The organism is Catonella morbi ATCC 51271, from assembly GCF_000160035.2.
Taxonomy (GTDB): Bacteria; Bacillota; Clostridia; order Lachnospirales; family Lachnospiraceae; genus Catonella; species Catonella morbi.
This window is the reverse complement of record NZ_KI535367.1, coordinates 314603-341336: the sequence shown is the minus strand read 5'-3', so window position 1 is coordinate 341336 and position 26734 is coordinate 314603. Positions and strand designations below refer to the sequence as shown.

The window sequence follows — 26734 nt, the reverse complement described above, 5'->3', positions numbered from 1 at the left end:
GTCCGGTGAGAGTGATTAACAGAAGAAAAGGAGGAGGTGTTTATGCTTACACTAAGTGGATATTATGATGGCAATACTGTACAGACATTGGAAAAGATACCTGCGAAGAAAAATCAAAAAGTGATAATTACAATTTTGGATGAATTCATGGAAGAAAGCCCCAAAAGGACAAGAACTACCGAAGCTGCGAGAGGCTCCTTGGCAAAGTATGCTAATCCTGAGTTATGGAATAAAGAGGGAACTGCCTGGGAGGAAGAAGTAGGTGAAAATTATGGTAATGCTTGATGCTAATGTTATTTTGAGATATATTCTAAATGATAACGAGGATATGGTTTTAGAAGTGACAGAGGTTATAAAAAGTAAAAATGTCATAGTCACAATTGAGGTTATTGCTGAAGTAATATATGTGCTTAAAAGAATATATGGAGTTGATAAGCGGGAGATAACAGAGTCAATTCTTGATTTTATTTCGGATATAGATGTTGTGGAAAAAGATGTTCTTATGCTTGGTGTTGAAACTTATGCAGAGAAGAATCTTGATTTTATAGACTGTATCTTATATGCATATAAATGTATAAAGGGTTATGATGTATTTACATTTGATAAAAAATTAAAAAAACTCTTATCATAAATAGTATTGTATTGAAAAGGAGAATGCCATGAAAACAGTTAAAGACAGGTTCTTAAAATATGTATCATTTGATACACAGTCACAGGATGGAGTGGAGGAAGTACCAAGCACAGCCAAACAGCTTGAACTTGCAAAATTTTTAGTAGAAGAGCTTAAGGAGTTTGGACTTAGTGAGGTAGAACTTTTAGACCATGGTTATGTATTTGCAACCCTGCCTGCCACAACAGAAAGAGATTTACCGGTACTTGGCTTTGTTGCACATATGGATACCAGTGATGCCATATCAGGAGCCAATATTAAACCACGTGAAATAGAAAACTATGACGGTAAGGATATAGTGCTGAATGAAGCTCTAAACGTAGTTATGAAGGTCAGTGATTTTCCAGTACTTCCTGAATTTAAGGGAGAGACACTTATAGTAACTGACGGAACTACCCTCTTGGGAGCTGATGATAAGGCGGGAATCGCTGAGATTATGAGCATGGTGGCTTATTTTAAGGAACATTCTGAGATAGAACATGGAAAAATCAGGATAGGCTTCACACCTGATGAAGAAGTGGGCAATGGTACAAAATACTTTGATGTAGATAAATTCGGAGCAGACTATGCCTATACAGTAGATGGCGGAAGGCTTGGAGAGCTTGAATACGAGAACTTTAATGCGGCAGGCGGAAGAGTGGTTATAAACGGTGTATCCATCCATCCGGGCTCTGCCAAGTGGAAGATGAAGGATGCAATCAGGATAGCTATGGAATTTCAGTCAATGCTTCCTGTGTATGAAGATCCATACTGTACAGAGGGCTATGAGGGATTTTTCATATCACCGAGATAGAGGGAAATACCGAAAAGACTAAACTAAATTATATAATCCGTGACCATGATGCAGATAAATTCGAAGCTAAAAAGGCATTGTTTGCAAAAGTCGGTGAGTTTATCAATGCTAAATATGGTGAGGGTACGGCAGAGGTTCAGATTACAGACTCATATCACAATATGAAAGAAATGGTTGAGCCAAATATGCACCTTGTAGAAAATGCAAAGAAAGCTATGCTTGAACTTGGTATAGAGCCTAGAGTAGAGCCAATCAGAGGCGGTACGGACGGAGCATCACTTTCATATATGGGACTTCCTTGCCCTAATATTTGCACAGGCGGTATGAATTATCATGGGAAATATGAATTTGTATCAGTTGATGCTATGCTTAAGATAGTAGAGTTGCTTAAGAAGATAGTGCTCACCTATGCTGAGTAATACGGATTGTATGTTTTACCTTGACTTATCCATAAAAATAGCTTATTATATATTTGTATCAAGATAGAAATCCAATTGACACAAACGAACCCCCAGAGCGGGCACTCTGGGGGTTCTTCCTTATTTTAGACGGTAAGGCTTCCGCTTGGGCTAATTGTCGTTATCTTTGCTGTCTAACCACTTGCAAATACAATAACTAATCATATCTGCCGTAACAGCAATCACGATAGAAATTATTATCTCCAATTGACACACCTCCCTTCTGATGTCAGATTGAAGGTCGACAACAAAAAGATTATACTATAAAAATTCAATAAAGAACAGATGTTTTGATATTAAGTAAAAAAAAATAGATTATTCTAAACAATTACTAATAAATCTCTGCTATTGTCCGATATAATTAATATAAGTTCCAAGACAATTTTCTACCTCACACATGTTAACTTTCTTCAAGAATGAAGAAGGTTAGTTTTGTTACACAAAAACAAAGCAAGCTGTAAGGAGGTAGTTATGAGAATTGCAAATAGTAATATTTCTATGTCATCATCAAGAGAATTTTCGCAAGGTGTGAGGGTGACTTCAAGAAACCGTCTTTTATCTGTGTCAGCAAATTCATCTTCCCCACAAACAAGAAACAGAGAGAAAAATGCTACTTTTGAATTTAGCGGTAAATCATTTTCAGAAGGCAGAAGATTTAACAGCTATACAAATGACGGAAAAAAGCAAAGCTATACAAGTAGCGGCTACAGCATAGAACATCAGGCAATTAGGGCAAAGCTTAAAATAATTGAGAAAGAAGAGAAGGCCAAAGAAGAGGTTAATAAGTTAGGTGAAGAACTAGGCGGATTAAGTCTTGAAAGCATAAAGAAAAGTATGATGGATGACATAAAAGAGGAAGAAGCAAAGCTAATTAAGAAAATAGTTGAAGCCATAAGAAAATTTATGGATGAGCTTCAGGGTAAAAAGTCAAATATCCGGGAAAATGATAAAGACAATGAAATTATTAGCCTTAGTGAGATTCTTAAGAGATACAGCGCGAAAGATAAGAATTCAGTAAGTTCATCTTCGTCTGCAGCAAGTTCATTTTCTGTAAACAGGATAGAGGCAGTGTATGAGGAAACACTGTCTTATGTAGAAACCGAAGTGACTTCATTTGAGGCACACGGAAGCGTTATGTCTGCAGATGGACGCAAGATGGACTTCAAGATGGAAATGGGCATGTCCAGGGCTTATGCTGAAGTTCAGGGAACAAGAAGATATTCAGAGTTTAATTTTAAAGATCCGTTAGTAGTAAATCTTGAGGGAGATGCTAAAGATATAACTACCCGAAAATATGACTTTGACATAGATGGAGACGGAGAAAAAGATAAAATATCATTTGCCGGCAGGGGTAGCGGCTTTCTTGCACTTGATAAAAACGGAGATGGCAAGATAAATGACGGAACAGAGCTTTTTGGGACCGGGAGTGGTGACGGTTTTAGCGACTTGGCCGCATACGATGATGATGGAAATGGCTGGATAGATGAAAATGATAAAATATTTATGAAGCTTTTAGTGTGGAGCAAAGACGAGGATGGAAATGATGAGCTTGTTCCAATAGCAAAAAAAGGCATTGGTGCTATATACCTTGGCAGAGCAAACACTGAATTTTCTATAAAAGATATGGATAATAACACACAGGCGACCGTAAGGAAAACCGGTATTTTCCTTAAAGAAAACGGTGAAGCAGGCTCCATTAAACAAATAGATTTAGCAGTTTAATTGTGCAAAATATAGATATTTGAATAAATTAAACATCTTTTATTGACAATTTGCACAAAATATGCTAAAATGATTCTGTCGACAGGAGAGAGTAGGAAGACGAATGGGATTTGTGATAAATAGAATCGGCCATCAGTGATGGTGATTGCGGGGATGATGTAGAGAAAGATAACAATACACGCATTTTACTTATGTATATGCCTTGTAATGTTATCTTTTTCTTTTGTTTTGTACTTAATAAAAGCAAAAATTCTGCCGAAATATATATTGTAGTGTAATTGCAAATATTTTGAAAAAGAGGTGCTTATGCAGATAGATAGCTTAAAAGACAGTACTAAAGTGCTTGAGTTGGGACTTAAAGATACAGGAAAAGAAATTAAAGAACCGGAATCTGCAAATGAGAAGATCAGTCTCGGAGAGGCATTTAATAAAAATATAAGAACTAAAGTTATGACCTACGGAGATACTGTAAATAAGCTAAGAGAAGAAGACAGGGCAGTATCAAAATTTAAGGAACAGGCTGAAAAGGCTACAAAAACCCTTGAATATAATGCAAAAATGCTATCACCTGAGATTATGAAAGGGCTTGAAGAAAAGGGGGTATCCGCTACAGATTCTGATGCCGACCTTGTTAAAAAGAGTGTAGAAAACATAGTTCAAAACAGGGAAATAAGCAGGGAATACCTTGAGAAACAGGCAGAAAAACTTAGCGAAGAAACCGAAAATATAAAAGAACTTTCTTATGGAAACACTGAGGACGGCAGGCTTGCAAAGCTGCTTGAAAAATCCGGTATGGCTGTTACCAAAGAAAATATTGAGAAACTTTCAACTGCTGTGGACTTTGTGAAAGATGTAATAAAAAATATAAACGAACCGGCTATAAGCCACATGATAGAAGCTGATCTGCCGGAAACTATTTCTAATATCTACAGGGCGGAGCATACAGAGTCGTATAGAGAAGTATCACAGACGGTAGAAAAAGAGGAGACTTGGTTTAAAATAGAAAATCAGGCTGTAAATCTTTTGGAGAGTAAGGGAGTAACTGCAGATGAAGACAGCCTTGGTGCTGCAAAGTGGTTGTTTACCAAGGGGATGGAGATTACTCCTGCAAGTGTAGCAAAGTATTTAAGCCTTAATGAGCTAAGGAACGGAGCAGGAACTACTGAAGGAATAGGAAAGTTAGCGGATAGGCTTGCAAAAGGAATTTCAGAGGGAAGAGAAGCTACAGAAGCTATAGTAGGTACAGCTAATTACAGGCAGGCAGGCTATGTGGTTAATTATTTCAGGCGAACCACAGAAATTACAATTACAGAAGTAAGCCAAAGAAGAAATCTTGAAGAAATAAGACTTAAACTTACCGAACAATCTGCAGTAAGTATGTTAAATAAGGGGATAAAGATAGATGTAACCGATCTTAAGGGACTTGTAGCCAATCTTAGAAAAGAAGAGGAAAGCTATTATAAGGGCTTACTTGACGGTGCTGTAACATTGGGAAACAGTGAAAATGCGGATGGTACAAAAACTATCGGCAATGCTGCAACCGGAATTGAACTTTTAAGAAGTGTGGTGTCCATTCGTTCCTATGCGCTTACAAGAACCTATGAAACTGAATACAAGATGGGTGCGGTATCGGCTACATACAGAGCAGAAACAAGGATTACCCTTGCCTCTTATCATGAAGCGGGCAAGGCTTATGAAAAGGGCGCAACCGAAATCAGGGCTGATTTGGGCGACAGTATCCGCAAAGCCTTTGGAAATATTGATAAGGTTCTAAGTGAAAATAATTTGGATCTTACAGAGGCAAACAGAAAGGCAGTAAGACTTCTGGCATATAATAAAGCAGAAGTAAGTGTGGAGTCTGTAACAAAGATGAAGGTGGCAGCTACCCTCACCGAAACAGCTTTAAAAGAATTAAAACCTGCTACAGTGGCGGGACTTATTAAATCAGGAATTAATCCGCTTGATTTGGATATGGAAGAACTGCTTAAGGCCGCAAAAGAAATAAATGAAAAAGTATTTCCAAATGATGAGAAATACAGTCGTTATCTTTATAATCTGGAAAAGAACGGGGACGTAAGTGAGACGGAAAGAGAGGCTTATATAGGAATATACCGTCTGCTTAATCAGATTGAAAAGGGTGATGATGCAGCGGTAGGAAGTGTAAGCCTTACCAATCAGAGTCTTACTCTGAGAAATATGCTTTCAGCAGTAAGAAGCAGGAAACCTGGCGGATTTGACGAGAAGATAGATGATAACTTCGGAGAACTTATAAAAGTGCTCGGAGGTGAGGGTAAGATAGATAATCAGATAGATATGTCTTATGCCAAATTGCTTGCGGGAGAACTTAAAGACAGTCTTACATGGGCGGACAATGATTATTATGAGGCTAAAAAGGCCGAAATAACAAAAGAGGTTCAGACTACTGAAGTAGAAAAGATGATAGACGAGAGAGCGGAAATCACATTTTCTAACCTGACGGCACAGATGAGTATTTCAAAGGGCAGAAGAAATTTATTAGGACTGATATCCGAAATGTCAAATGAAGAGAAGAGAGAGATAAACGACCTTTCATCAAAATTCATAGATGAGTTTAACGGAGACAGGTTTGCTGCTGAAAATGAGAAAGCCATAACGGATGCACTTAGCAGAAAAGTATCAAAGCTGATGGAGTCTGAAAAGATTACCTACGGAAAACTTGCCGGACTGGCGGAGGTTAAGAAGACCATTGTACTTTCTGTTAAGAGGGATACCTCTCAGACTTATGATATACCTTTTATTTACGATGAAGATAAAATGGCTGACATATCTCTTACAGTAAGGAAGGGGAAAACGGAAGCGGATATGGGTAAGGTAGGTATTCTCTTAACTACAAATGATGACAGAGTGATGTCAGAGTTTAGAATTGTAAATGAAAGAATTACCGGCTATTTCAGGGCAGATTCCAGAGAAAGTCTGGATAATCTTAAGGCAAATGAGGAAATACTTAAGAGAGCACTGTCAGAAATGAAGATGGAAATCGGAGAAATTTCTTATCATTTGGGACAGGGGTCTTCACAAATCAGAAATTCTGACGATATATATAATGACAATGTTAAAACTTCGGATATATACAGAACAGCCAAAACGGTGGCGGCACATATGCTAAAGGTTCTGGGTATAAGAGATTAGAAAACGAGGGCATAAAATGAGAATAAATAATAATATTTCGGCACTTAGAGCAAACACAAATCTCAGCAGAGTTGAAAAGAGGCTTGATAAGAGTACAAGACGTCTTTCGTCAGGATATAAAATAAATTCAGCATCTGATGATGCGGCAGGATTTTCAATTTCAAGAAAGATGCGCACTCAGATTAAATCCCTTGAGCGTGCTTCACAAAATGCAGCTGACGGGATTTCGGTTATGCAGACTGCTGAAGGAGCTCTTAATGAAGTAAGCGCAATGCTTAATCGTATGAAGGAGCTTGCAGTACAGTCAGCCAATGATACTTATTCGGGGGATGACAGAGATGCCATACAGCAGGAAATGGATCAGCTTTTGGCTGAAATAAACAGAATATCTACAGATACCGGCTTTAATGAAAAGAAGTTGTTAAACGGAGAAGCAAACAGAAGATCTGTTACTCAGAATGATGGAGTATCGGTTGTCCGCTCAAGCGAATCTGTACCTAACGGGAAGTATAAGCTCACTGTTAATGAAGATCCTAAGAAGGCTGTATATACGGGAGGCTCGGTAAGCAGCAGTGATTTTAACGAGGATTCTACTTTACAGGGAAGGGTTATTATTAACGGTGAAGTAATTAATATTAATCCCGGAGATACTGCAGAAACTGTACTGAATAAAATAAGACTGGGAGCAGAAAGAGCGGGACTTAGCCTTGCAGGTAACGGAGGCGGACCTGATGCTGATGGTGAAGAACTTTATGGCGGATATACAGCCGGTCCTCTTGAGGAGGGAGCAGAATTGCTTTTTGTATCCAAAGCATATGGAAGTAAGGCCAAGATAGATATTAAAATAGAAGGTACAGCCAGTAAGCTTAAGGATGGCACTACATATACAGCAGAAGAAAATGCTGACAGACTTGCCGCTGCATTAAATCTTCCAAGAAAAATGGAGCCTGATGAAGTAAAAAAAGGAAGTGATGCCAAGGTTACTTTAGATGAAGGATTTGAAAAAACTGCTACTGTCAGTACAGACGGAGATAAGGTTTTAGTAAAAGATAAGGGTGGCTTTGAACTTGAACTAAAAGTAAAAGATTATACTACTGAAAATGACAAAGCGGGAGAGGTTGACCTTACAGTATTTGATGCCGGTTATATGACTTTACAGGTAGGAGCCAATACAGGTGAAAGTTTCGATGTAAGTATCGGCAGGATAGATAGTGAAACCTTAGGACTTAAAGGAATAAATATAAGGACAAATTCTGAAGCAGAAAAAGCTATAGCAATGATTGATAATGCTATTACCCGCTTATCTGCCGAAAGAGCTAAACTTGGTGCTTACCAAAACAGGCTTGAGCACACGATTCTCAGTGTTGATGAAACCACAGAAGATATGACGAGTGCATTTTCAAGAATAATGGATACAGATATGGCGGAGGAAATGACTGAATTTACTCAGCAGAAGGTGCTTTCACAGGCGGGCACAAGCGTACTTGCTCAGGCAAATGAGCGTCCTAATACTATATTGACATTATTACAGAGCTAATGGAGGAAGTCTGATTGAAAGCTGAATCTGTAAAGATTTATACAAGGAGAATAACTTCTGCAAATAAAAGTGAGATTATTGTTATAATGTATGATATAATAGAAGAAAATCTCACTTTGGCAGAAGAGGCAATTAATAAAGGTGATAGAGTAACTTTTAAGAATGAACTAAAGCAGGCAGTTTCTTTTGTAAAGGAACTGCTTGTGAGTCTGGATATGAGTTATGAGGTAAGTAAGAACCTTGCCAGCCTTTATATCTATGTAAGCAGATGCCTTAACTTTGCACTGGTGAGTGGAAAGAAAGAGGAGATAGAAGCCGCGAGGAAGGTCTTAAGAAAGCTGGGAGATAGTTTTAGAGAGGTGGCAAAAACGGATAAGTCAGAGCCTGTTATGGGAAAAACACAGCAGGTTTATGCCGGCATCACCTATGGCAAAGGACTTAGTCTGGATGAAACTCTTATAAACCCGGACTCTGAAAACAGAGGCTTTCGTGCCTGATTTATGGCCTAATTAAAGGTATGAAAAAAACTAATATAATAGCATTAATTTTCTTAAGTTTGTTTTTGGCAATAGTTATAATGCCGAATAAAATAGTTCACGTAAAGGCAGCTCCGGGAGAGGAGAAGGCCTTTAAAGTGAACTCTTTTTTTGCCGAACAGGATGCTTTGCAGGAAAGTGCAACAAGCGGAGCAATAGTTACGGTAAGTTTTGATATTATGGAAACAGGCAAAAAGACAAAGCTTAACCATACTGTATATTATTCCACAGCAAAATCAGGGAGAGACTGGGCGGAAATAAGGCTAAAGAGCACCGGCGCAAACGGTGAAGAGAAGATAAATGTGAGAGTACCAAACTCAGGATACTATTATTTTAAGATAGTCTCTAAAAAGGGAAAGAAAACAGCGGAGAAAATGCTTGAAATGCCTGTATATGTATCGGGAGACAGGTATCTGGCAGGAATGGAATATATGAAAGATAGCGGCAAACAGCCGTTGGTCGAAGGAATTTCAGGCAGATATGTAGACGGTAAAGCTGAGATTAGCTGGGTGGGAGCAGAAAATGGACACTATGTAGTGGGCTTATATAACAGTGATACTATGGAAGAAATCGCTAAAGAATACACCTCGGAATCTGTATTTAGCACAGAGATTCCGGAGGGAATAGAAAATGTAGCCTACTATGTGGCAAATGTAAATAACAATGGTAATAACGGAGATTTTGAACTTTATTATATGCCGGACAGAAACAGTCCCAATTCTATGGTAAGGTTCCCTGCAAGAAGTGCAATAAATGAAACTGAACTTTCCATAGACGTGCTTTTTGCGGGAGAGTGTAAGGTTGATATAATTGTGAATGATACTATAGAAGCAGAAGGCTCCGAAGCAAGCGGTACTTATACGGTTGCCCTGCCTGAAGGAGACGTAAAGATACTTGTAAGTGTCAGCGATGAATATGGGAATATTAAAAATTATACAAAAGAGTTAAAGGTTGATACGATAAAGCCCAAGTTGGTATTAGACAAGGAAATTGACGGTGCTGTAACAACCGATAATGAGATAGCTGTTACCGGTGAATGCTCAGAGGATGTAACCCTTATTATGAACGGACAGAGTAGAAAGGTAAAAAAAGGAAGCTTTAGATTTACACAGAGACTTAGCATAGGTGAAAATGATATAAAACTTCAGGCTGTGGATGAGGCAGGGAACAAAAGTAATGTAAGAGCGGTAATTACGAGGGAAGCAGAACATAAAAGAAGCATGAAGGCAACCATACTTGTAGGCAGTACCTTCGGAATCATAATACTTGCTTATATAATTACCTTTAGCGGGTGGATTGCAAAGAAAAGGAAAAATTGATATAGTTGACAAAAGGCAATTAGGAAAGTAGACTAAAAAGATAAACTTATATAAAAACAGGAGAAGAAAATGTCAGAGAAAAAACCATATTATATTACCACAGCAATAACATATACATCAGGTAAGCCTCATATCGGCAACACCTATGAGATTATACTTGCAGATGCCATAGCTAGATTTAAGCGAAAAGAAGGCTATGATGTAAGGTTTCAGACCGGAACGGATGAGCATGGTCAGAAGATAGAGACAAGAGCAATAGAAGCCGGTCAAACTCCAAAAGAGTTTGTAGACAGTGTGGCGAGAGAGGTTAAACGCCTCTGGGATCTTTGCAATACCTCTTATGACAGATTTATCCGTACTACAGATGAGGATCATGAAAAGCAGGTACAGAAGATATTTAAGAAGCTGTATGACAAAGGAGACATTTACAAGGGTGCTTACAAGGGAATGTATTGTACCGAATGTGAGGCATTTTATACAAATTCACAGCTTGCAGACGGAAAATGCCCTGAGTGTCACGGAGAAGTACATCCTGCCGAAGAGGAGGCTTACTTCTTTAAAATGAGCAAATATGCGGACAGACTGATAGAGCATATAAATAACAATCCTGATTTTATAAGACCGGTTTCAAGGAAAAATGAAATGATGAATAACTTCCTGCTTCCGGGACTTCAGGATCTTTGTGTGTCCAGAACTTCATTTAAATGGGGCATTCCTGTGGACTTTGATTCTAAGCACGTAGTCTATGTATGGCTTGATGCTCTTTCAAACTATATCACCGGACTTGGTTATGATGCAGACGGAAACTATGGTGATTTATATAAGAAATACTGGCCTGCGGATTTACACCTTATAGGAAAAGATATTATCCGCTTCCATACAATTTACTGGCCAATCTTCCTTATGGCTCTTGATGTGCCGCTTCCTAAGCAGGTATTCGGGCATCCTTGGCTCTTGCAGGGCGGGGAGAAGATGAGTAAGTCAAAAGGAAATGTTATCTATGCGGATGATATGGCCTCTCTTTTTGGAGTTGATGCGGTACGTTACTTTGTGCTTCACGAAATGCCTTATGAAAATGATGGTGTAATTACCTGGGAGCTTATGGCAGAGAGATATAACTCTGACCTTGCTAATACGCTTGGAAACCTTGTTAGCAGAACAGTAGCTATGAGTAATAAGTACTTTGGCGGAGTAATTGAGTCTACAGGAGTAGAAGAGCCTGTAGATAATGAACTTAAAGAAATAGCTATAGGTTGTCTTTCAAAGATAATTAATAAGATGAAAGAACTGCGTGCAGCCGATGCAATTACAGAAATATTTACTTTATTTAAGCGTTGCAACAAATATATAGATGAGACAGAGCCTTGGTTACTGGCAAAAGAAGAAGACAAGTTTCCGCGTCTTAAGGAAGTGTTATACAATCTTTCAGAAAGTATAATGATAGGAGCTTCACTTTTGCATTCATTTATGCCGGAAACTTCCGAAAAGATAGCTGGGGCGTTTAACTCCGAACTTCGTGAGTTTAGTGAACTTGAAAAATTCGGTTTACTGAAAAACGGTACAAGGGCAGCAGAAAATCCTGAGATGCTTTTTGCAAGAAAAGATGTAAAAGAGGTACTTGCTGAGACTGAAAAGATAGTGGCAAAACAAAAGGAAGAGTTTGTAAAGACTGGAGAAACAGCTATAAACAATCTGCTTAAGGCAGGTAAAATGAGTGAAGCCGAAGCTAAGGAGAAACTTGATGCACTCTTTGGCAGAGAAACTAAGGCAGAAGATAAAGAGGTAATAGACTTAGAAGCTAAGCCTGAGATAGAGTTTGATGAATTTATGAAATGTCAGTTCCAAGTCGGTGAAATAATAAAATGTGAGGAAGTGCCTAAGTCAAAGAAACTGCTTTGTTCTCAGGTTAAGGTAGGAAGCAAGACCTTACAGATAGTTTCAGGAATCAGAAAGAATTATAAGGCAGAGGAAATGATTGGCAAGAAAGTAATGGTGCTTACCAATCTTAAGCCGGCTAAGCTTGCAGGAGTCCTGTCGCAGGGAATGTTGCTTTGTGCAGAGGATGCAGAGGGTAATCTTTCGCTTATGACACCTGAAAATTCTATGCCAAGCGGAGCAGGTATCAGATAAAAGAGGAGAGTGAATGGCAGATTTAGGACAGCCGCAAAATACAATAGCCATACTTAAAAAGTATGATTTTACATTTCAGAAAAAATTCGGTCAGAACTTTCTTATAGATACCCATGTACTTGAAAAAATAGTAGATGCGGCTGATATAGGAAAGGATGATCTGGTGCTTGAAATAGGTCCCGGCATAGGTACTGTAACCCAGTACCTGTGTGAGGCGGCAAGGCAGGTTATAGCGGTAGAGATAGACAGAAAGCTAATAAAAATACTTAAAGATACCCTTTCAGCCTATGATAATGTAGAAGTTATCAACGAAGATATCCTAAAAGTAGATATAGCTGCACTTGTGGAGGAGAAAAATGAGGGAAAGCCAATCAAGGTAGTTTCCAATCTTCCTTATTATATAACCACGCCTATAATTATGACCTTGCTTGAAAAAAGAGTTCCTGTTACAGATATGACACTTATGATGCAGGAAGAAGTGGCAAGAAGAATGCAGGCGGCTCCGGGAAACAAAGACTATGGTGCGCTTTCACTTGCGGTTCAATATTATTCTGTGCCATACATAGCCGCCTTTGTACCGCAAAATTGTTTTATGCCGCGGCCTAATGTGGGGAGTGCGGTAGTCAATCTTAAATGTCATGAAAAGCCGCCGGTAGAAGTTATGGACGAGGAGCTTATGTTTAAGTTAATCAAAGCTTCCTTTGCCCAGCGCAGAAAAACTTTGCAAAACGGACTTACAAACTCTGCAGAGCTTGATTTTACAAAGGAAGAAATTACCGAGGCAATACTTAAAATGCAGGAACTTCTCGGTATGAAGCAAAATCCGTTAATCAGAGGAGAGACACTTACACTTAAAGAGTTTGCCTGCTTAAGCGATATATTTTCAAATAATAAAAGAAACAAAGGAAGTGTTTAATGCATGAAAACAATAAAACAGGAAAGGGTATAATTATATTATTGATTATAATGACCTTATCCTCACTTGCTGTAACAATAGCTTTACTTACAGCGCCTAAGCCTGAATACACTATTGTCCTCGGAGTAGATGAACTAAACTCAGGAATTAAAAAGGAAGATGCATTACTTATAGACCTTAGGGATGAAAAAGACTACGAAGCCGGTCATATTGATGGGGCAATTAATATGCCTTATGTTGATGATGGTGTTAAAATGCTTGACTACTTGAAGAAGCAGGCGGGCAAAAATTATAGAATATATCTTATGTGTTATCATGGAAACAGATCCGGTATGGCTTTTAACCTTCTTAGGGATGAGGGATATAGGAATTTAAATTATGTAAAATTTGGCTATGAAGATTATGTAAATGCTATGGGCAGTAAATTTAAGCCTATACAGGGTGAATGCCCTTGTAAAAATTATGGTTGATGTAAAGGTTGGATACCATGTTGGAATATAAAATATTTGAAACTCATGCGCATTACGATGATGAGTGGTATGATGAGGACAGGAAAGAACTGCTGAGCAGACTTTTAGACACTGACATTTCTTTTATAACTAATATTGGTGCGGATATTGAGACAAGTAAAAATTCTGTAAAACTCTCGGATGAATTTGAAAGAGTGCTGGCAGCGGTAGGGGTGCACCCTGATAATATCGGTTGTATGGAGGCACTTCCTGAGAAAGAAGGCATAGAGATACTCAGAAACTTGGCTAAACATACTAAGGTAGTTGCTATCGGAGAAATCGGACTTGATTATTTTGAAAGAGAGCCTGAAGAAAAGAATAAAACTGTAAGAGAAAGGCAAAAATATTGGTTTTTAGAGCAGTTAAAACTTGCCAAAGAGTTAAATAAGCCGGTTGTTATACATAGCAGAGATGCCGCAGAAGATACCTATAGTGAGCTTAAAGACTTTGGTTATAACAAAGGAGTAATTCATTGTTACTCGTATTCGCCTGAAATGGCTGAAAGATTTGTAAAGCTGGGATTTTATATTGGTATAGGCGGAGTAGTTACATTTAAAAATGCTAAAAAGACCAAAGAGACAGTCAAAAGAATCGGTTTAGAGAATATAGTGCTTGAGACTGATTCGCCATATCTTGCACCTGTGCCTTTCAGAGGTAAAAGAAATGATTCCGGTAATATAAAATATATAGTAGAAGAAATCGCCGGTTTGTTGGGAATTTCGAAAGAGAAAGTTATAGAAACTACATTTAATAATGCTGTAAAACTTTATGAATTGGAGGATAAGGCTTATGTCAAATTATGTTGATATCGAATCTACATCGGGGCTTGACATGGCAGTTAGACAGTCTCTTAAGTTTAAAACCGGTAATTTTGTATGGAGGGTGAGATTTAATACTCCGCTTGATCCGAGAACAGTAAACAGCAATACTATGTATGTTACCTCAGCATCCGGCATGCTAAAGGTAAATATAAGCTATGATTCATCCAGAAATGAGGTGCAGATAGAACCGCTTGAACCCTATGCAAAGGATGAAGTTTATTCCCTTCACATAACTAAAAAGGTGGCTTCTAAGGGACAGAAAAAGTTAAAAGAAGAAATAGAAGTACAGTTTAAGTTATAAAAACTTACAAATTAATTACTATAAAATAAAGTTGCTTACGAAAAAATGACGAAAGATAGAAGAAAACTTGAAAAATTATGCCACTGATAGTAGAATTAAACTGTTTGGTAGTTATTTTGGACAAATATAAATGGGAGGATAACTTTGATGAAACAAAATCAGAAAGTTTCTAAAGGTCCGGCAGTTAAAAGTGTTGGTGTAAAGTTAAGTCTTATTATTGCAGTATTACTTCTTGTGGTTCTTGGTGCAAAAACTGCGTATGATGCAGTTCACACTTATAATACTAATCTTACGGACAGAAAGAGCACTGCACTTGAGAGAGCAAAGAAAATAGCCAAGGGTATGGAAAAAGATTTTACATCTGCCCATCAGGCTGCAGTAGGTATCAACTCAGTGGTTGTTTCAGAAATGATGAACCATAAGAAACAGGATAGAAAGAGACAGGTGATAATTGACGCTCTTAAAAATGTGATTGAAGATAGTGAAAGCATTGAGGGAGTAGGTGTTTTCTTTGAGCCAAATGCATTTGACGGCAAGGCTGCAAAGTATGCTAATAAGAATGGTAATAAGAGTGGTGCATTATCTGTATATGTAACTAAGGATGGTGTAGACCTTACCGATGACCATGTTGGCAGTCCTTGGTATACAAACGTAATGTCAGCAGGTAAAAGTATAGTTCTTGATCCATATAAGCAGGGTGATAAGATAATTACAACCTATGGTTTTCCTATAAAGTATGACGGTAAGCTTGTGGCAGCCATAAACGTAGACATTGATCTCTCAGGCCTGTCTGAGGAGCTTGCACAGGAGCCTTCAAACGGTGCAGATAATTTTACTGCATTAATATCAGATGATGGAACTATAGCAGCTCACTCAATGAATACAGAGTTAATCATGCAGAATGTTATTTCAAAGATGCCTGCAATACAGAGCATGTTTGAATCGGCTAAGGCAGGAAATGAGAGTCTTGATGTATTTAAGTCTATGACAACCGGAAAAGAATCGCAGTATATGCTTGTACCGGTTTCAGTTGAAGGAACTGATACACACTGGGTAATTGCAGCCATATCTTCAATGTCGTACTTTACCCATGATGCCGTTGTTAATATGTATGCCAATATAATTCTTAATATTATTACTATAATTGGTATAGGAGTTGTAATCTTCTTCTTAATCAGAAACTTTATTGCAATACCAATAGCAGTTATAAATAAAGCTATATCCAAATTATCTAATTATAATCTTGATACCTCTGAAGAGAGAGAGTTGCTTGCAAAGTATAGAGAGAATAAGGATGAGATTGGTGAAATGACAAGAGCCATAAGGCTTATGGTATCAAATCTTACTGAAATTGTTTCGAATATTAACTCACATGCTCAGAATACAGCAGCAACTGCTGAAGAGCTTACTGCAACTGCTCAGGCAACATCTGAGATGGCAAACGAAGTGTCAACGGCAGTTACCAATATAGCCGATGGGGCTACTGGCCAGGCACAGGATACTCAAAGTGCGGCACAGTCGGTTGATACCTCTAACACACTTCTTGGTGAGATGATTGAGACACTGCATGAGCTTGCAACTGCAACAGAAACTATTGATAAGTGCAAGAACGAAGGTAATGCTACTCTTAAAGAACTTATCAAAATTTCAGATGAGAATAGAGAAATTTCAACCAAGGTTAGCCAGGTGATAGATGAAACAAGTCAGGCAACAGAGAAGATATCAAGTGCTTCTGAAATGATACAGTCTATTTCCGACCAGACAAATCTTCTTGCTCTTAATGCGGCTATTGAAGCGGCCAGAGCCGGTGAGGCAGGAAAGGGATTTGCGGTAGTTGCTGATGAGATAAGAAAGCTTGCTGAACAGAGTGCAGGGTTTACCAGTGAAATCAGAGGCGTTATTGAAGAGCTTAAGGTTAAGGCTGAGTCAGCTGTTGACATGATGGAAGACTCAAACAAGATGGTTATAGAGCAGAGTAAAAAGGTGGCTGAAACCAGTGAGAAATTTGAAGAGATTTCAACAGCTGTTGAAAACTCAAAGGTTATTGTCAAGGAAATTAATAGTTCTTCGAAAACTATTGAGGCTGAGAACAGTAATGTAATTAAGGTGGTTGAAAATCTTTCTGCCATAGCTGAAGAAAATGCTGCTACCACGGAAGAGGCTGCCGCTAATGTAGATACTCAGGTACAGTCTATTGCGGATATTTCGCAGGCAAGTGAAAATCTTGCAAATATTGCAATGGAACTTCAGAGCGAAGTATCTAAGTTTACATTGTAATGATAATTGATTTCTAAAATAATATAAAATAAAAGGTACTGTGGAATATAAATAATTCTACAGTACCTTATTGTTTAGCTCTCCGTTCAGGAGTGAATATTGATAGCAGTCTTTCCATTCAGAATTAATATTTACGCATTCGCGGCTTATACCTTCACGTAAAAATCCAAGTTTTTCTGCCAGCTTAATGGACGAAACATTATCTGTGGCGATAAGAGCTTCTATCCTATGCAATCCTTCATTTGCAAATAATGAAGAAATTGCACAACTCACCGCCTCTGTAGTTAAACCAAGACCTGAACAGTCCTTATCTATTTTGTAACCTATCTGGCAAGATTTGAAGGCTCCTCTTTTTATGTCTTGAAAGTTGACTGCACCGATAAGTTTATCGGGAGAGTTCTTAAAAGAAAACCAATACCTGATACTGTTTCCTAAAAGAGTATTCTTAAAACCCGCCTTCATAAATTTTTCCATTGCATCTGTTAAAAGAAATTGCTTGGAGAGATTTGGTTCCCAAAGTGCAAGTCGGTTATAATTTTTTTCATAGAACTCGCATACATTGGGTGCATATTTCTGAGTTAATGCACGTAAAACAAGCCGGGTACTTTCCAATTCAAGCATCATAATTACTTAATATCCAAAATTCTGAGACCAAAATTAGCGGACTTAGCTTCTTTTATGTTTAAAAAGCTTCCTTTAACAACCCTGTATACATGTCCGCCTGTGATTTCTGCAATGTTTGCATTGGCGGCAATAGCCTTTTCAAGCATTTTTAAGAAGTTATCATAGGAAGAATTATCCATAGGTAAAAGATAGTCATGTTTGACATGTTCTGTTGAAATTACGGAAAAACCGATTTTATTGAATCTTATTCCCTGAAATAAGCAAATTTCTGTAGATTCTGTATTACCTTCTGAAAAACAGTTAAATTTAAGAAACATATGTATACCCCCTTGGTGCCTATATAATTTTACCCAAATTATTCACTAAACATATTGGAATTATCCTAATCAAGCCGCAGACCCCAAATTACAATATTTTACAGATGTCCGGCAATATCCCCGTAGTCACAGAACGAAAACTGTTTATCCTACTGTAGCATGCAGAATAAGAGATTTGTGACCGATGATATGAATAATTGGTGATTAGTTATTATATGACATAGTTTTTCACTATTATACACTAAAATTATATAAAATTAAATAAAAAATTCTATATAAAAAATTACAAAGGTAAAAACATAAAAGTAAAAATGTTAGCTATAACTAACCACTGAATTGTAGATTGTAATATATAGAAACTAAGAAGATAATTAAGAATGTTAAAAAATAAACAAAAATAATTTTATAAACCTAAATTAATATGACAGTTTAACAAAATAGTATACTATAAGAAAATTATAAAAAATTACATTACCTATTAAATAAGTGGGAATTGTTGCAATATAAAATGTATTATTGTATACTATCGACAAGAAAATAAGCTCAGACATAACTTATGTTTGATTTTAACACATTATAAGAAAGGGTGACAAGATGAAGAAGGTATTGATTTGTAAAGAATCTGATGCTCTGGAAACCAGAGTAGCTATGGTACCTGCCGACATTAAGAAGCTTATCGGAATGGGATTCTCCTTTAAGGTTGTCAGCGGTGCAGGGATTAAATCAGGTTTTTCAGACGAAGCTTACAAAGAAGCGGGAGCTGAGATTGTAGCAAGTAATGAGGCGGGATACGCTGACAGTGAGATAGTTGTACGTATTTTAAAACCTGAGAGTACAGAGGGATTGAAGAAGGATACCCTGCATTTAAGCTACTTAGATCCGTTTAATGAAAAGGAGTTATTAAATAAGTTTGCAAGTGACGGTATTCAGGCAGTTTCCCTTGAAATGATACCAAGAACCACTCTTGCTCAGAAGATGGATGTACAGTCTTCACAGGCTTCCCTTGCAGGTTATGTAGCTGTACTTAATGCGGCTGCCAAGCTTCCTAAGATTTTTCCTATGATGATGACACCTGCAGGTACTATTTCACCTGCCAAGGTATTTATTATAGGTGTAGGAGTAGCCGGTCTTCAAGCTATAGCTACGGCAAAGCGTCTCGGTGCAAGGGTAGATGCCTTTGATACAAGACCTGTGGTTGAGGAGCAGGTAAGGAGTCTCGGAGCGAACTTTGTAAAGATTGACCTTGGAGAAATGGGACAGACCGAACAAGGGTATGCGAAGGAGCTTACAGCTGAACAGATAGCAAAACAGCAGGAAGCGCAGGCTAAGGTGTGTGAGAAGGCAAATGTGGTTATTACCACCGCTAAGGTATTCGGCAGAAAGGCACCTGTGCTTATAAAGAAGGATGTGCTTGACCGTATGCAGCCGGGCTCAATCGTTGTGGACATGGCTGTTTCAACAGGCGGGAATGTAGAAGGCTCTAAGCTTTTTGAAAATGTAGTTACCGAAAATGGAGTAACCATTATGTCAGGAGATATGCTTGAGAGACAGGTGGCTTTTGATGCTTCTCTTATGCTTTCGGGTAATATCAGTGCATTTTTAACTCATTTCCATGATAAAGAGAAGAATGAACTTGTAGTTAATCTTGAAGATGAGATAATGAAGGGTTGTCTCCTGACTCAGAACGGAAAAATAATTCACGAGAGATTCATATAAAGAAAGGAAATACAGATTATGATAATGCTTATATTCGTATTTGTAATTGCAGGTTTCCTCGGAGTTGAGCTTATTGCAAAGGTGCCTTCACAGCTTCATACACCGCTTATGTCGGGAACTAACGCAATTTCAGGTATAACCATAGTTGGTGCGATAACAGTTACTGCTTTAAATATCGAGGGACCTGTAGGTACAGCTCTTGGTTTCCTTGCCATTGTATTTGCTACTATCAATGTAATCGGTGGTTACATGGTAACAGACAGAATGCTTGGTATGTTTAAGAAAAAGAAATAGTGGGGCAGAATAAGGAGGATTAAATGAACAGCATAATAATGGTTTCATATATGATAGCCTGCATCTTCTTTATCAGAGGTATCAAGCTTCTCGGTAAGGCAGAAACAGCGAGAAAAGGAAACTTTATGTCTGCGGTAGGTATGCTTATTGCAACCGTAACCGTAATGTGTGAAAAGGATGTACTTGGTTCCTGGAATAATGATATTCTAAAAAACGGATATTTTTATATAGTTCTGGCAATATTAATCGGTGGAATTATCGGTGCTGTCTGGTCAAAGAAGGTTGAAATGACAGGTATGCCTGAGCTTGTAGCTCTCTTTAACGGCTTCGGTGGTCTTTCTTCTTTACTTGTGGCTATTGCCCAATATATGTCAACCGATGCAACCAAAACAGATGCATTTACAGATATCACTCTTGGACTTACTATTGCTATCGGTGCGGTTGCATTTACAGGTTCGGTAGTTGCCTGGGGCAAGCTTTCAGGCAAGTTATTTAAGAAACAGGTGGTTATCCCTGCAAAGAATTTATTAAACGGAATTCTGGTAATTGCAGGTGTAGTCGGAATAATAATGTACGCATTTTTAGATGCACAGCTTGGTTTCTATGGTATAGTTTTAGTTACAGCTACATATCTTATCGCAGGTATTACTCTGGTAGTGTGCATCGGCGGTGGAGATATGCCGGTTATTATTTCTTTCCTGAATGCCCTTTCAGGTCTTGCAGCAGCATTTGCCGGTTTTGCAATAAATAATACGGTGCTTGTAGTATCCGGTTGTCTTGTGGGTACATCGGGACTTATTCTTACTCTTATAATGTGTAAAGCAATGAACAGAAGCTTCTACAGTCTTCTCTTCGGAAGCTTTGGCGGTGGAAGCGGAAGCGGCTCTAAGGGTGACGGAAGAGAGGCAAAGGCTATTTCTACAGAAGATGCCTATATGATTCTTGAAGCTGCTAAGAATGTAGTATTTATACCGGGCTACGGTATGGCGGTTGCTCAGGCTCAGCATGCCGTTAAGGAGCTTACGGAGAAGCTTGAAAATAACGGTGCTGAAGTAAACTTCGCTATCCACCCTGTTGCGGGAAGAATGCCGGGACATATGAATGTACTTCTTGCAGAGGCCGATATTCCTTATGAGAAGCTCAAAACAGCGGATGAAATGAATCCACAGATGCCTATGACTGATGTAGCCATAGTTATCGGTGCAAATGACGTTGTTAACCCTGCGGCCCTTGATGATGAAAGCAGCCCTATTTATGGAATGCCTATCATCAATGCCCACCTTGCAAGAACAGTATTCGTACTTAAGCGTGGTAAGGGAACAGGTTTCTCCGGCATAGAGAACCCACTCTTTACTATGGAAAATACAGTTATGATTTACGGTGATGCAAAACAGACTGTATCTGCTATTGTAAGTGAGTTTGATGATTAAGAAATGAAATTCCCCCAAGACTAATGTTAGATAGCAACGGAGTCTTGGGGATTTTTTTGCAATAGATAATTTCTTGTTTTTTCATTCTCCGGCAGGCAGTGTTGGTTAAGGAGAAAATGCTAAGAGTAGCGGTATCGCTTTATTTTTCCTCCGCAGCCAATACTGCATATATTTCTCCCAATTCTATAGGATTTGACATCTCAGGCCTATCACCCTTTATTTCACCATTAAACCATACCTGTATCCTTTTACCCGGTAACTTATCTTTTTTTATATTTTTAATACCATTGGATACACCTAAATCTTTAAGAGTTATCTGTACAGGCTTTATTTCATCTGCCTTTTTATCTCCGAAAATATAGTTAAATTCATTTGGTAAATCTGTAATTTTAACTAATATTCTTTCCTTATCTCCTTCTATTATTTCCGCCTCAAAATGTGCCACACCTTCAGGTATTACCAAAGAGCTTATTGCTATATCCTGAAAAACCTGCCATTTATTATCTATATCCACATATAAATATTTAATATCGGCTTTCTGATATTTATATCCTGTACCAAAATTAGATTCATCATTTTTTTCGGGATACTCATCATTGTTTGTAAGAATCTCCCCGTCCGCGGTACCGCATTTTAATACACTTAGAGCACAGCCCATATCCATATACGTCCTGTCATCTACCCTGACCATTCGAATCTTTTTCACTTCACTTTTATTTTTAGATGATTTTTCAGTATTTGAACTATCTATCCTTGCTACATCAGCATCTACTGTAGTGTTTAAGTTATTTTTCTCAGTTATTGCTGTTTCATCTGATACATTGCTTTTAATTAAATCTTTGCTCACCGAATCTTGTGCTTTTTCTTTATCCTTACTGTTTCCACAAGCTGTAAATACTGTAATTACTACAACAAACGATAAGATTGTCAGGCACATTTTTTTGATACCTTTCATAGTTTTTACCATTCCTTTCGCTTCGCTCAAGGCACAAACAAGTTATGAAAAAATATTGTGCCTCTCCTCGCTTTGTCTTATAATCTTTATATAGGATAGCAATATACTACAGAGCACGGGAGGAGGAGTGGCGAATTTATTTTCGACCCCGTATAATTATATGTGCCGTCGTCCTTACAAGCACAAACAAGTGGGACTTTGAGCCCGGACTCTTATCATTGGTAATAAACCATGTTTATTCAGTCGCAGGATGACAGTCAATGTTGCTATCCTTTTTTTATTAAGGTGGTGATACTTATGATGAAGTTAAAATACTCCATCTGCTGTGGGCTTGATGTCCACAAAAATGTTATCGTTGCAACCATCGTAATCACAAATGCTGACGGAATCTCTGAGTACAGGCAGAAATCTTTTTCAACCTTCAATTCAGATATTAGAAAATTTCACAGCTGGCTGATCGAGAATAATTGTTATCATGTATGTATGGAATCCACTGGAAAATATTGGATTCCTATTTTTAATTATCTCGAGAATGACATAGAAGTCTGCCTTACCCATCCTAAATATGTCAAAGCTATCAAGGGAAAGAAAACTGACAAAAAAGACTCCAAATGGATTGCTGACCTCTACAAATTCGATCTTGTCAGATGTTCTTTTATTCCCCCTAAAGACTTCAGACAGCTACGCGAAATCGCAAGATACCGCTTCAAACTGGTATGTATGAAATCTTCTGAGAGAAACCGCATACAAAACTGCATGACTGTTTCCAATGTCGGCATTGCCAGTGTACTGTCTGACCCTTTCGGCAAAACAGCTACAGAAATCATGTCGTATCTTCTTACACATACTTCTGATTCCATTGATGAAAAAGCTGTCCGCAAACTTATTAAAAAAGGGGCAAAAGCTAAATCCGATGAAATCATTGAGGCAATCAGGGGGTACAACATAGAATCTGATCAGGCTAAAAAGCTTGAACTTGCCCGCAGCCATCTGGAGTATCTTGACGGCATGATTACTCAATCTGAAGTTGAGCTTTATGTAAGGATGAAGCCTTACTACAAGTTTGTTGAACTTGTTTCTACCATGCCCGGAATGACCGAACTAAGTTCAACAATCGTTCTTGCCGAAACAGGTGTAGATATGGGCATCTTTGATGACGCAAAGCACCTGTGCTCATGGTGTGGGCTTTCACCTACTAACAATGAGTCAGCCGGTAAAAAGAAGTCTGTGCGGATTTCAAAAGCAGGAGATTACTTAAAGCCTATGATGGTGCAATGTGCACTTGCAGCAATCAAGAGCAAAAAGCAGCCTTATTTTGCAATCAAATATGGTCGAGTTAAAAAACGCCGTGGTCATAAGAAAGCAATCATTGCCATAGCACGAATGATGATAGTTTGCATTTATCACATGGTTTTAGAAGAAAAACCGTTTACTCCTATTGATTATGAAGAACTTATGTCTCCTAAAAATCATATAGAGCGTGTGATTCTAAACGAAAACAATGTCTTTGCTTATCTTGAAAGCCTTGGTTATGATAGCTCAAAGTTAGTAAAACGCAACGATAACTAACATTTATTATTTATATAGTTACAAATTTTAGGGATCTTGCGACCCCTTATATAAGTGTGCCCCAAAATACAAGTTATTTTTCACTCTTTTCCTCCTAACTATAACGCTTTGTTTTAATTATCCTGATATTTCTATTTTTATCTTTTACTATGTCAAATACATGACACTTAATTTAAGAAAAAATACTAAAGAGACTGTCCCATAATTTCTCCTGCCATATAAAGGGGAAGATTGATAAGACCATCTTCAGCTTTATAGTCTGCCATCGACATGCGGATGGAAAGCTTAGGGCTATATTTTTCGCGATATGTTTTAAGGCTTTTTGCTTTTAGATTTGTTTCTGCTTTTACCTCTAACGGTATAACCTGTTCTCCTGTATCGATAATAAAATCAACCTCACAGGAACCTCTGTCATTGGTGTAATAATAAAGTCCTAAGTCGGAAACTGATTTTAATTGCTGGCAGACATATTGCTCCGTAATTGCACCCTTAAACTCCGTAAATAATTCATTTTTATAAAGAATAGTCTGACCGGACAGACCTGTCAGACAGCCAAGAAGGCCGATATCCACAAGGAATAGCTTAAAAGCTTTTAAATCTTCATAGGCCTTTAGCGGTATTCCGACTGAATTTACCCTGCTTATTTTATGAATGAGTCCACAGTCACTAAGCCACATAATTGCAGTTTCGAAGTCTTTTGCTCTTCCGCCTTCACGCACAAGCCCATAGATAAATTTTTTGTTTTCTTTTGCAAGCTGTGAGGGGATGCTGTTCCAAATCATTCTTATCTTAGGAACTATATCATTTGGCGCATGCTTTGAAAAATCCTGTTCATAAGCAGACAGAATTCTTTTTTGAATATTTCTTACTTCATTAAAGTTTTTTTCGTCTATAAAATTTTGAACAGCCTCCGGCATTCCGCCTACAAAGTAATATTGTTTAAGTGCTTCAATATAAGTTTCTTTAAAAGATGTAATCATTATATAATCAGATGTTTCCAGTAGTTTAGCAAAGCGCTCGCCTTTTACGGCTATCAAAAATTCCTTGAAGGTAAGTGGGTAAAGACTCAAAAAATCAACCTTGCCAACCGGGAATGAAGTTCCGCTGTGAAGCGCAATTCCAAGTAGAGAGCCTGCGCAAATAATGTGGTATTCAGGGGCATTTTCACAAAAGTATTTTAAAGAGGCGAGTGCTCTTGGTACCTCCTGTATTTCGTCAAATATAAGTAAAGTAGTAGTAGAATTGACTTTTTTTCCTGAATAAAGTTCAATCCCCATTATAATTCGTTCGATGTTCAAATCAGTGGAAAATAAATCTGCCATTACAGAATTAGAGTCAAAATTGATATAGATAAAGTCTGAATAAGCTTTATCTCCAAATTCTTTCATAAGCCAAGTTTTTCCGACCTGCCTTGCACCTTCGATAATAAGGGGTTTACGATTTTTTTTATCTTTCCATTTATAAAGTTCTTCTATTAATTTCCTGTACATTACCTACCTCCATATAAAATCAAAATAGAGTTTCAAGCTAATTATATATAGAGTATATTATATTAAAACAAAAATTACAACGAAAAAATGTTAAGCTATACATTTTTTACAGCGAAAAAATGTAAAATATGATTGCATAGGGATTATATAGGTATAAACGTAAAGTGAAATATTTATAACTTACATCTTGACACTTATGCCATAAAGTGATATATTTATAACATAAGTGATAAATATATCACATAAAATAAAGGAGGATTTGTCATGATTAAAAAAGTATCGGTAAAGGAAATTATTGCAACTAAGATTATCTTTGCAATCTTAGCGGTGGGTTACTACTGGATGTTGTCAAGAGAAGACTGGAATTCTTACTATCCTGTAATCCAATGTTTGGCAGGAGGGTTACTTGTTTTTATACTGTTCATGCACAGTATAAGAATTAGCAAGTATACTAAAGAAGGCATAGATGAACTTGCAGAAATAAATATTAGAAGATGTGATGCTATATGTTTTAAACTATTAATAGTTGTAATGCTTATTATAGCTTATGCAGGGGGAATATTAGGCCATATTAATGTAATTTCGCCTTCAACTATGGGCTGGGCTATAGTAATTTCAATTTTGATTACTTCAATTTTGCGCACAATTATATTTTTTATTTTGGATACGAAGGGGATATGATATGGCACTTATAACTAGACTGAAAGAATACCGTGAAAAAGCTAACTATAAGCAGGCTGAGTTAGCTGAACTTGTTGGTGCAAGGAGGGAAACTATAGTACATCTTGAAAATGGTAAATACAATCCTTCGCTAAAGTTGGCTATGGATATTGCAAAAGTCTTTGGAGTTACAGTTGAAGAATTATTTGAGTTTATTGACTAATAACTAATTAGCCCCAAGAAGTGCACTTAAAGGTGATTACTATCTTGGGGCTTTTTGTATTTTGAGATTTGATCATATTTTTAAAATGTGATTATTTTGCAAGATGGTAGAAAAAAATTGAAAAGTCAGGAGCAAAGTTCTGAAAGTTGCAAGATAAAAACTCTGAAAGTTGCAGGATGAAAGTTCTGAAAATTGCAGGATGAAAGTTGCGAAAGTTGTAGGTTGAAAGTTGCGAAAGTTGTAGGTTGAAAGTTGTGAAAGTTGCAGGATGAAACTCGTAAAATATGGAAAAGTTAACA

The 26734-nt window shown here is 37.6% G+C and carries 23 protein-coding genes and 1 pseudogene; 20 read left to right on the top strand and 4 right to left on the bottom strand.

Going from position 1 to position 26734, the window contains the following annotated elements:
- Nucleotides 1–42: 42 nt before the first annotated feature.
- The 14 genes and pseudogenes from GCWU000282_RS05200 to GCWU000282_RS05135 all read left to right on the top strand — a co-directional run bounded on the left by GCWU000282_RS05200 (nucleotide 43) and on the right by GCWU000282_RS05135 (nucleotide 17157).
- Nucleotides 43–285: a restriction endonuclease subunit S domain-containing protein gene (locus tag GCWU000282_RS05200; protein WP_023353977.1), complete on the top strand. Its 243-nt coding sequence runs from the start codon at nucleotides 43–45 to the stop codon at nucleotides 283–285.
- Nucleotides 272–631, top strand: a complete 360-nt coding sequence (locus GCWU000282_RS05195) for a PIN domain-containing protein (RefSeq protein WP_023353976.1) — start codon at nucleotides 272–274, stop codon at nucleotides 629–631. The genes GCWU000282_RS05200 and GCWU000282_RS05195 overlap by 14 nt, the downstream gene beginning before the upstream one ends.
- A gap of 28 nt (nucleotides 632–659) precedes the next feature.
- A pseudogene (gene pepT / locus GCWU000282_RS05190) lies at nucleotides 660–1882 on the top strand (peptidase T).
- Nucleotides 1883–2392: 510 nt separating this feature from the next.
- Complete coding sequence (locus GCWU000282_RS15795) at nucleotides 2393–3643, top strand: FG-GAP repeat domain-containing protein (RefSeq protein WP_051384133.1); 1251 nt, start codon at nucleotides 2393–2395, stop codon at nucleotides 3641–3643.
- A gap of 306 nt (nucleotides 3644–3949) precedes the next feature.
- Complete coding sequence (locus GCWU000282_RS05180; RefSeq protein WP_023353972.1) at nucleotides 3950–6811, top strand: DUF6240 domain-containing protein; 2862 nt, start codon at nucleotides 3950–3952, stop codon at nucleotides 6809–6811.
- Between the two features lie 16 nt (nucleotides 6812–6827).
- Nucleotides 6828–8348 (top strand): flagellin N-terminal helical domain-containing protein, encoded by a 1521-nt coding sequence (locus GCWU000282_RS05175; RefSeq protein WP_023353971.1) that lies wholly within the window; start codon nucleotides 6828–6830, stop codon nucleotides 8346–8348.
- A gap of 14 nt (nucleotides 8349–8362) precedes the next feature.
- On the top strand, nucleotides 8363–8845 hold the full coding sequence (locus GCWU000282_RS05170; RefSeq protein WP_023353970.1) for a flagellar export chaperone FliS: 483 nt from the start codon (nucleotides 8363–8365) through the stop codon (nucleotides 8843–8845).
- 20 nt (nucleotides 8846–8865) lie between these two features.
- On the top strand, nucleotides 8866–10203 hold the full coding sequence (locus GCWU000282_RS05165) for a hypothetical protein (RefSeq protein WP_023353969.1): 1338 nt from the start codon (nucleotides 8866–8868) through the stop codon (nucleotides 10201–10203).
- A gap of 69 nt (nucleotides 10204–10272) precedes the next feature.
- Nucleotides 10273–12333: a methionine--tRNA ligase gene (gene metG, locus GCWU000282_RS05160; RefSeq protein ID WP_023353968.1), complete on the top strand. Its 2061-nt coding sequence runs from the start codon at nucleotides 10273–10275 to the stop codon at nucleotides 12331–12333.
- A gap of 13 nt (nucleotides 12334–12346) precedes the next feature.
- Nucleotides 12347–13249, top strand: a complete 903-nt coding sequence (gene rsmA / locus GCWU000282_RS05155) for a 16S rRNA (adenine(1518)-N(6)/adenine(1519)-N(6))-dimethyltransferase RsmA (RefSeq protein ID WP_023353967.1) — start codon at nucleotides 12347–12349, stop codon at nucleotides 13247–13249.
- Nucleotides 13249–13719 carry a rhodanese-like domain-containing protein gene (locus GCWU000282_RS15790; RefSeq protein ID WP_023353966.1) on the top strand — a complete coding sequence of 157 codons (471 nt, stop codon included), beginning with the start codon at nucleotides 13249–13251 and terminating at the stop codon, nucleotides 13717–13719. Before rsmA ends, GCWU000282_RS15790 begins: the two co-directional genes overlap by 1 nt.
- A gap of 17 nt (nucleotides 13720–13736) precedes the next feature.
- Nucleotides 13737–14564 carry a TatD family hydrolase gene (locus tag GCWU000282_RS05145; protein ID WP_023353965.1) on the top strand — a complete coding sequence of 276 codons (828 nt, stop codon included), beginning with the start codon at nucleotides 13737–13739 and terminating at the stop codon, nucleotides 14562–14564.
- Complete coding sequence (locus tag GCWU000282_RS05140; protein ID WP_023353964.1) at nucleotides 14548–14880, top strand: Ig-like domain-containing protein; 333 nt, start codon at nucleotides 14548–14550, stop codon at nucleotides 14878–14880. Before GCWU000282_RS05145 ends, GCWU000282_RS05140 begins: the two co-directional genes overlap by 17 nt.
- Nucleotides 14881–15027: 147 nt before the next feature.
- Nucleotides 15028–17157 (top strand): methyl-accepting chemotaxis protein, encoded by a 2130-nt coding sequence (locus tag GCWU000282_RS05135; RefSeq protein ID WP_023353963.1) that lies wholly within the window; start codon nucleotides 15028–15030, stop codon nucleotides 17155–17157.
- A gap of 57 nt (nucleotides 17158–17214) precedes the next feature.
- On the opposite strand, the gene GCWU000282_RS05130 is transcribed toward GCWU000282_RS05135, so the two are convergent.
- Both GCWU000282_RS05130 and GCWU000282_RS05125 read right to left on the bottom strand, forming a co-directional pair.
- Entirely contained in the window at nucleotides 17215–17781 is a 567-nt protein-coding gene (locus GCWU000282_RS05130; protein ID WP_023353962.1) for a GNAT family N-acetyltransferase, read from the bottom strand.
- Nucleotides 17782–17783: 2 nt separating this feature from the next.
- Nucleotides 17784–18098: a hypothetical protein gene (locus GCWU000282_RS05125; RefSeq protein WP_023353961.1), complete on the bottom strand. Its 315-nt coding sequence runs from the start codon at nucleotides 18096–18098 to the stop codon at nucleotides 17784–17786.
- Between the two features lie 594 nt (nucleotides 18099–18692).
- Between GCWU000282_RS05125 and GCWU000282_RS05120 the strand changes: the two genes are divergently transcribed.
- Genes GCWU000282_RS05120 through GCWU000282_RS05110 form a run of 3 tightly spaced genes read left to right on the top strand, consistent with a single transcriptional unit; the run spans nucleotide 18693 to nucleotide 21538 of the window.
- A complete protein-coding gene (locus GCWU000282_RS05120; RefSeq protein WP_023353960.1) occupies nucleotides 18693–19814 on the top strand; it encodes an NAD(P) transhydrogenase subunit alpha in 1122 nt (373 codons plus the stop codon).
- Nucleotides 19815–19832: 18 nt separating this feature from the next.
- The gene (locus GCWU000282_RS05115) at nucleotides 19833–20108 is read left to right on the top strand and encodes an NAD(P) transhydrogenase subunit alpha (RefSeq protein ID WP_023353959.1); all 276 of its coding nucleotides are present in this window, start codon (nucleotides 19833–19835) and stop codon (nucleotides 20106–20108) included.
- 23 nt (nucleotides 20109–20131) lie between these two features.
- The gene (locus tag GCWU000282_RS05110; RefSeq protein ID WP_035039602.1) at nucleotides 20132–21538 is read left to right on the top strand and encodes an NAD(P)(+) transhydrogenase (Re/Si-specific) subunit beta; all 1407 of its coding nucleotides are present in this window, start codon (nucleotides 20132–20134) and stop codon (nucleotides 21536–21538) included.
- A gap of 139 nt (nucleotides 21539–21677) precedes the next feature.
- Here the strand turns inward: GCWU000282_RS05110 and GCWU000282_RS15785 are convergent, their stop codons facing one another.
- A complete protein-coding gene (locus tag GCWU000282_RS15785; RefSeq protein WP_156913118.1) occupies nucleotides 21678–22493 on the bottom strand; it encodes a hypothetical protein in 816 nt (271 codons plus the stop codon).
- Nucleotides 22494–22790: 297 nt separating this feature from the next.
- Here GCWU000282_RS15785 and GCWU000282_RS05100 point away from each other — a divergent pair, with 297 nt between their 5' ends.
- Entirely contained in the window at nucleotides 22791–24062 is a 1272-nt protein-coding gene (locus GCWU000282_RS05100) for an IS110 family RNA-guided transposase (protein ID WP_035039601.1), read from the top strand.
- Nucleotides 24063–24247: 185 nt separating this feature from the next.
- Here GCWU000282_RS05100 and GCWU000282_RS05095 read toward each other — a convergent pair whose 3' ends face one another.
- Nucleotides 24248–25552, bottom strand: a complete 1305-nt coding sequence (locus GCWU000282_RS05095) for an ATP-binding protein (protein WP_023353955.1) — start codon at nucleotides 25550–25552, stop codon at nucleotides 24248–24250.
- Between the two features lie 264 nt (nucleotides 25553–25816).
- Between GCWU000282_RS05095 and GCWU000282_RS05090 the strand changes: the two genes are divergently transcribed.
- Nucleotides 25817–26233 (top strand): hypothetical protein, encoded by a 417-nt coding sequence (locus GCWU000282_RS05090; RefSeq protein WP_023353954.1) that lies wholly within the window; start codon nucleotides 25817–25819, stop codon nucleotides 26231–26233.
- Between the two features lies 1 nt (nucleotide 26234).
- Entirely contained in the window at nucleotides 26235–26435 is a 201-nt protein-coding gene (locus GCWU000282_RS05085) for a helix-turn-helix transcriptional regulator (RefSeq protein WP_023353953.1), read from the top strand.
- Nucleotides 26436–26734: the final 299 nt, after the last annotated feature.

What these genes read in the sequence shown, in the direction of transcription:
- GCWU000282_RS05200 (WP_023353977.1), top strand. Translation starts at nt 43, where the DNA reads ATGCTTACACTAAGTGGATATTATGATGGCAATACTGTACAGACATTG.
- GCWU000282_RS05195 (WP_023353976.1), top strand. Translation starts at nt 272, where the DNA reads ATGGTAATGCTTGATGCTAATGTTATTTTGAGATATATTCTAAATGAT.
- GCWU000282_RS15795 (WP_051384133.1), top strand. Translation starts at nt 2,393, where the DNA reads ATGAGAATTGCAAATAGTAATATTTCTATGTCATCATCAAGAGAATTT.
- GCWU000282_RS05180 (WP_023353972.1), top strand. Translation starts at nt 3,950, where the DNA reads ATGCAGATAGATAGCTTAAAAGACAGTACTAAAGTGCTTGAGTTGGGA.
- GCWU000282_RS05175 (WP_023353971.1), top strand. Translation starts at nt 6,828, where the DNA reads ATGAGAATAAATAATAATATTTCGGCACTTAGAGCAAACACAAATCTC.
- GCWU000282_RS05165 (WP_023353969.1), top strand. Translation starts at nt 8,866, where the DNA reads ATGAAAAAAACTAATATAATAGCATTAATTTTCTTAAGTTTGTTTTTG.
- metG (WP_023353968.1), top strand. Translation starts at nt 10,273, where the DNA reads ATGTCAGAGAAAAAACCATATTATATTACCACAGCAATAACATATACA.
- rsmA (WP_023353967.1), top strand. Translation starts at nt 12,347, where the DNA reads ATGGCAGATTTAGGACAGCCGCAAAATACAATAGCCATACTTAAAAAG.
- GCWU000282_RS15790 (WP_023353966.1), top strand. Translation starts at nt 13,249, where the DNA reads ATGCATGAAAACAATAAAACAGGAAAGGGTATAATTATATTATTGATT.
- GCWU000282_RS05145 (WP_023353965.1), top strand. Translation starts at nt 13,737, where the DNA reads ATGTTGGAATATAAAATATTTGAAACTCATGCGCATTACGATGATGAG.
- GCWU000282_RS05140 (WP_023353964.1), top strand. Translation starts at nt 14,548, where the DNA reads ATGTCAAATTATGTTGATATCGAATCTACATCGGGGCTTGACATGGCA.
- GCWU000282_RS05135 (WP_023353963.1), top strand. Translation starts at nt 15,028, where the DNA reads ATGAAACAAAATCAGAAAGTTTCTAAAGGTCCGGCAGTTAAAAGTGTT.
- GCWU000282_RS05130 (WP_023353962.1), bottom strand. Translation starts at nt 17,781, where the DNA reads ATGATGCTTGAATTGGAAAGTACCCGGCTTGTTTTACGTGCATTAACT.
- GCWU000282_RS05125 (WP_023353961.1), bottom strand. Translation starts at nt 18,098, where the DNA reads ATGTTTCTTAAATTTAACTGTTTTTCAGAAGGTAATACAGAATCTACA.
- GCWU000282_RS05120 (WP_023353960.1), top strand. Translation starts at nt 18,693, where the DNA reads ATGAAGAAGGTATTGATTTGTAAAGAATCTGATGCTCTGGAAACCAGA.
- GCWU000282_RS05115 (WP_023353959.1), top strand. Translation starts at nt 19,833, where the DNA reads ATGATAATGCTTATATTCGTATTTGTAATTGCAGGTTTCCTCGGAGTT.
- GCWU000282_RS05110 (WP_035039602.1), top strand. Translation starts at nt 20,132, where the DNA reads ATGAACAGCATAATAATGGTTTCATATATGATAGCCTGCATCTTCTTT.
- GCWU000282_RS15785 (WP_156913118.1), bottom strand. Translation starts at nt 22,493, where the DNA reads ATGAAAGGTATCAAAAAAATGTGCCTGACAATCTTATCGTTTGTTGTA.
- GCWU000282_RS05100 (WP_035039601.1), top strand. Translation starts at nt 22,791, where the DNA reads ATGATGAAGTTAAAATACTCCATCTGCTGTGGGCTTGATGTCCACAAA.
- GCWU000282_RS05095 (WP_023353955.1), bottom strand. Translation starts at nt 25,552, where the DNA reads ATGTACAGGAAATTAATAGAAGAACTTTATAAATGGAAAGATAAAAAA.
- GCWU000282_RS05090 (WP_023353954.1), top strand. Translation starts at nt 25,817, where the DNA reads ATGATTAAAAAAGTATCGGTAAAGGAAATTATTGCAACTAAGATTATC.
- GCWU000282_RS05085 (WP_023353953.1), top strand. Translation starts at nt 26,235, where the DNA reads ATGGCACTTATAACTAGACTGAAAGAATACCGTGAAAAAGCTAACTAT.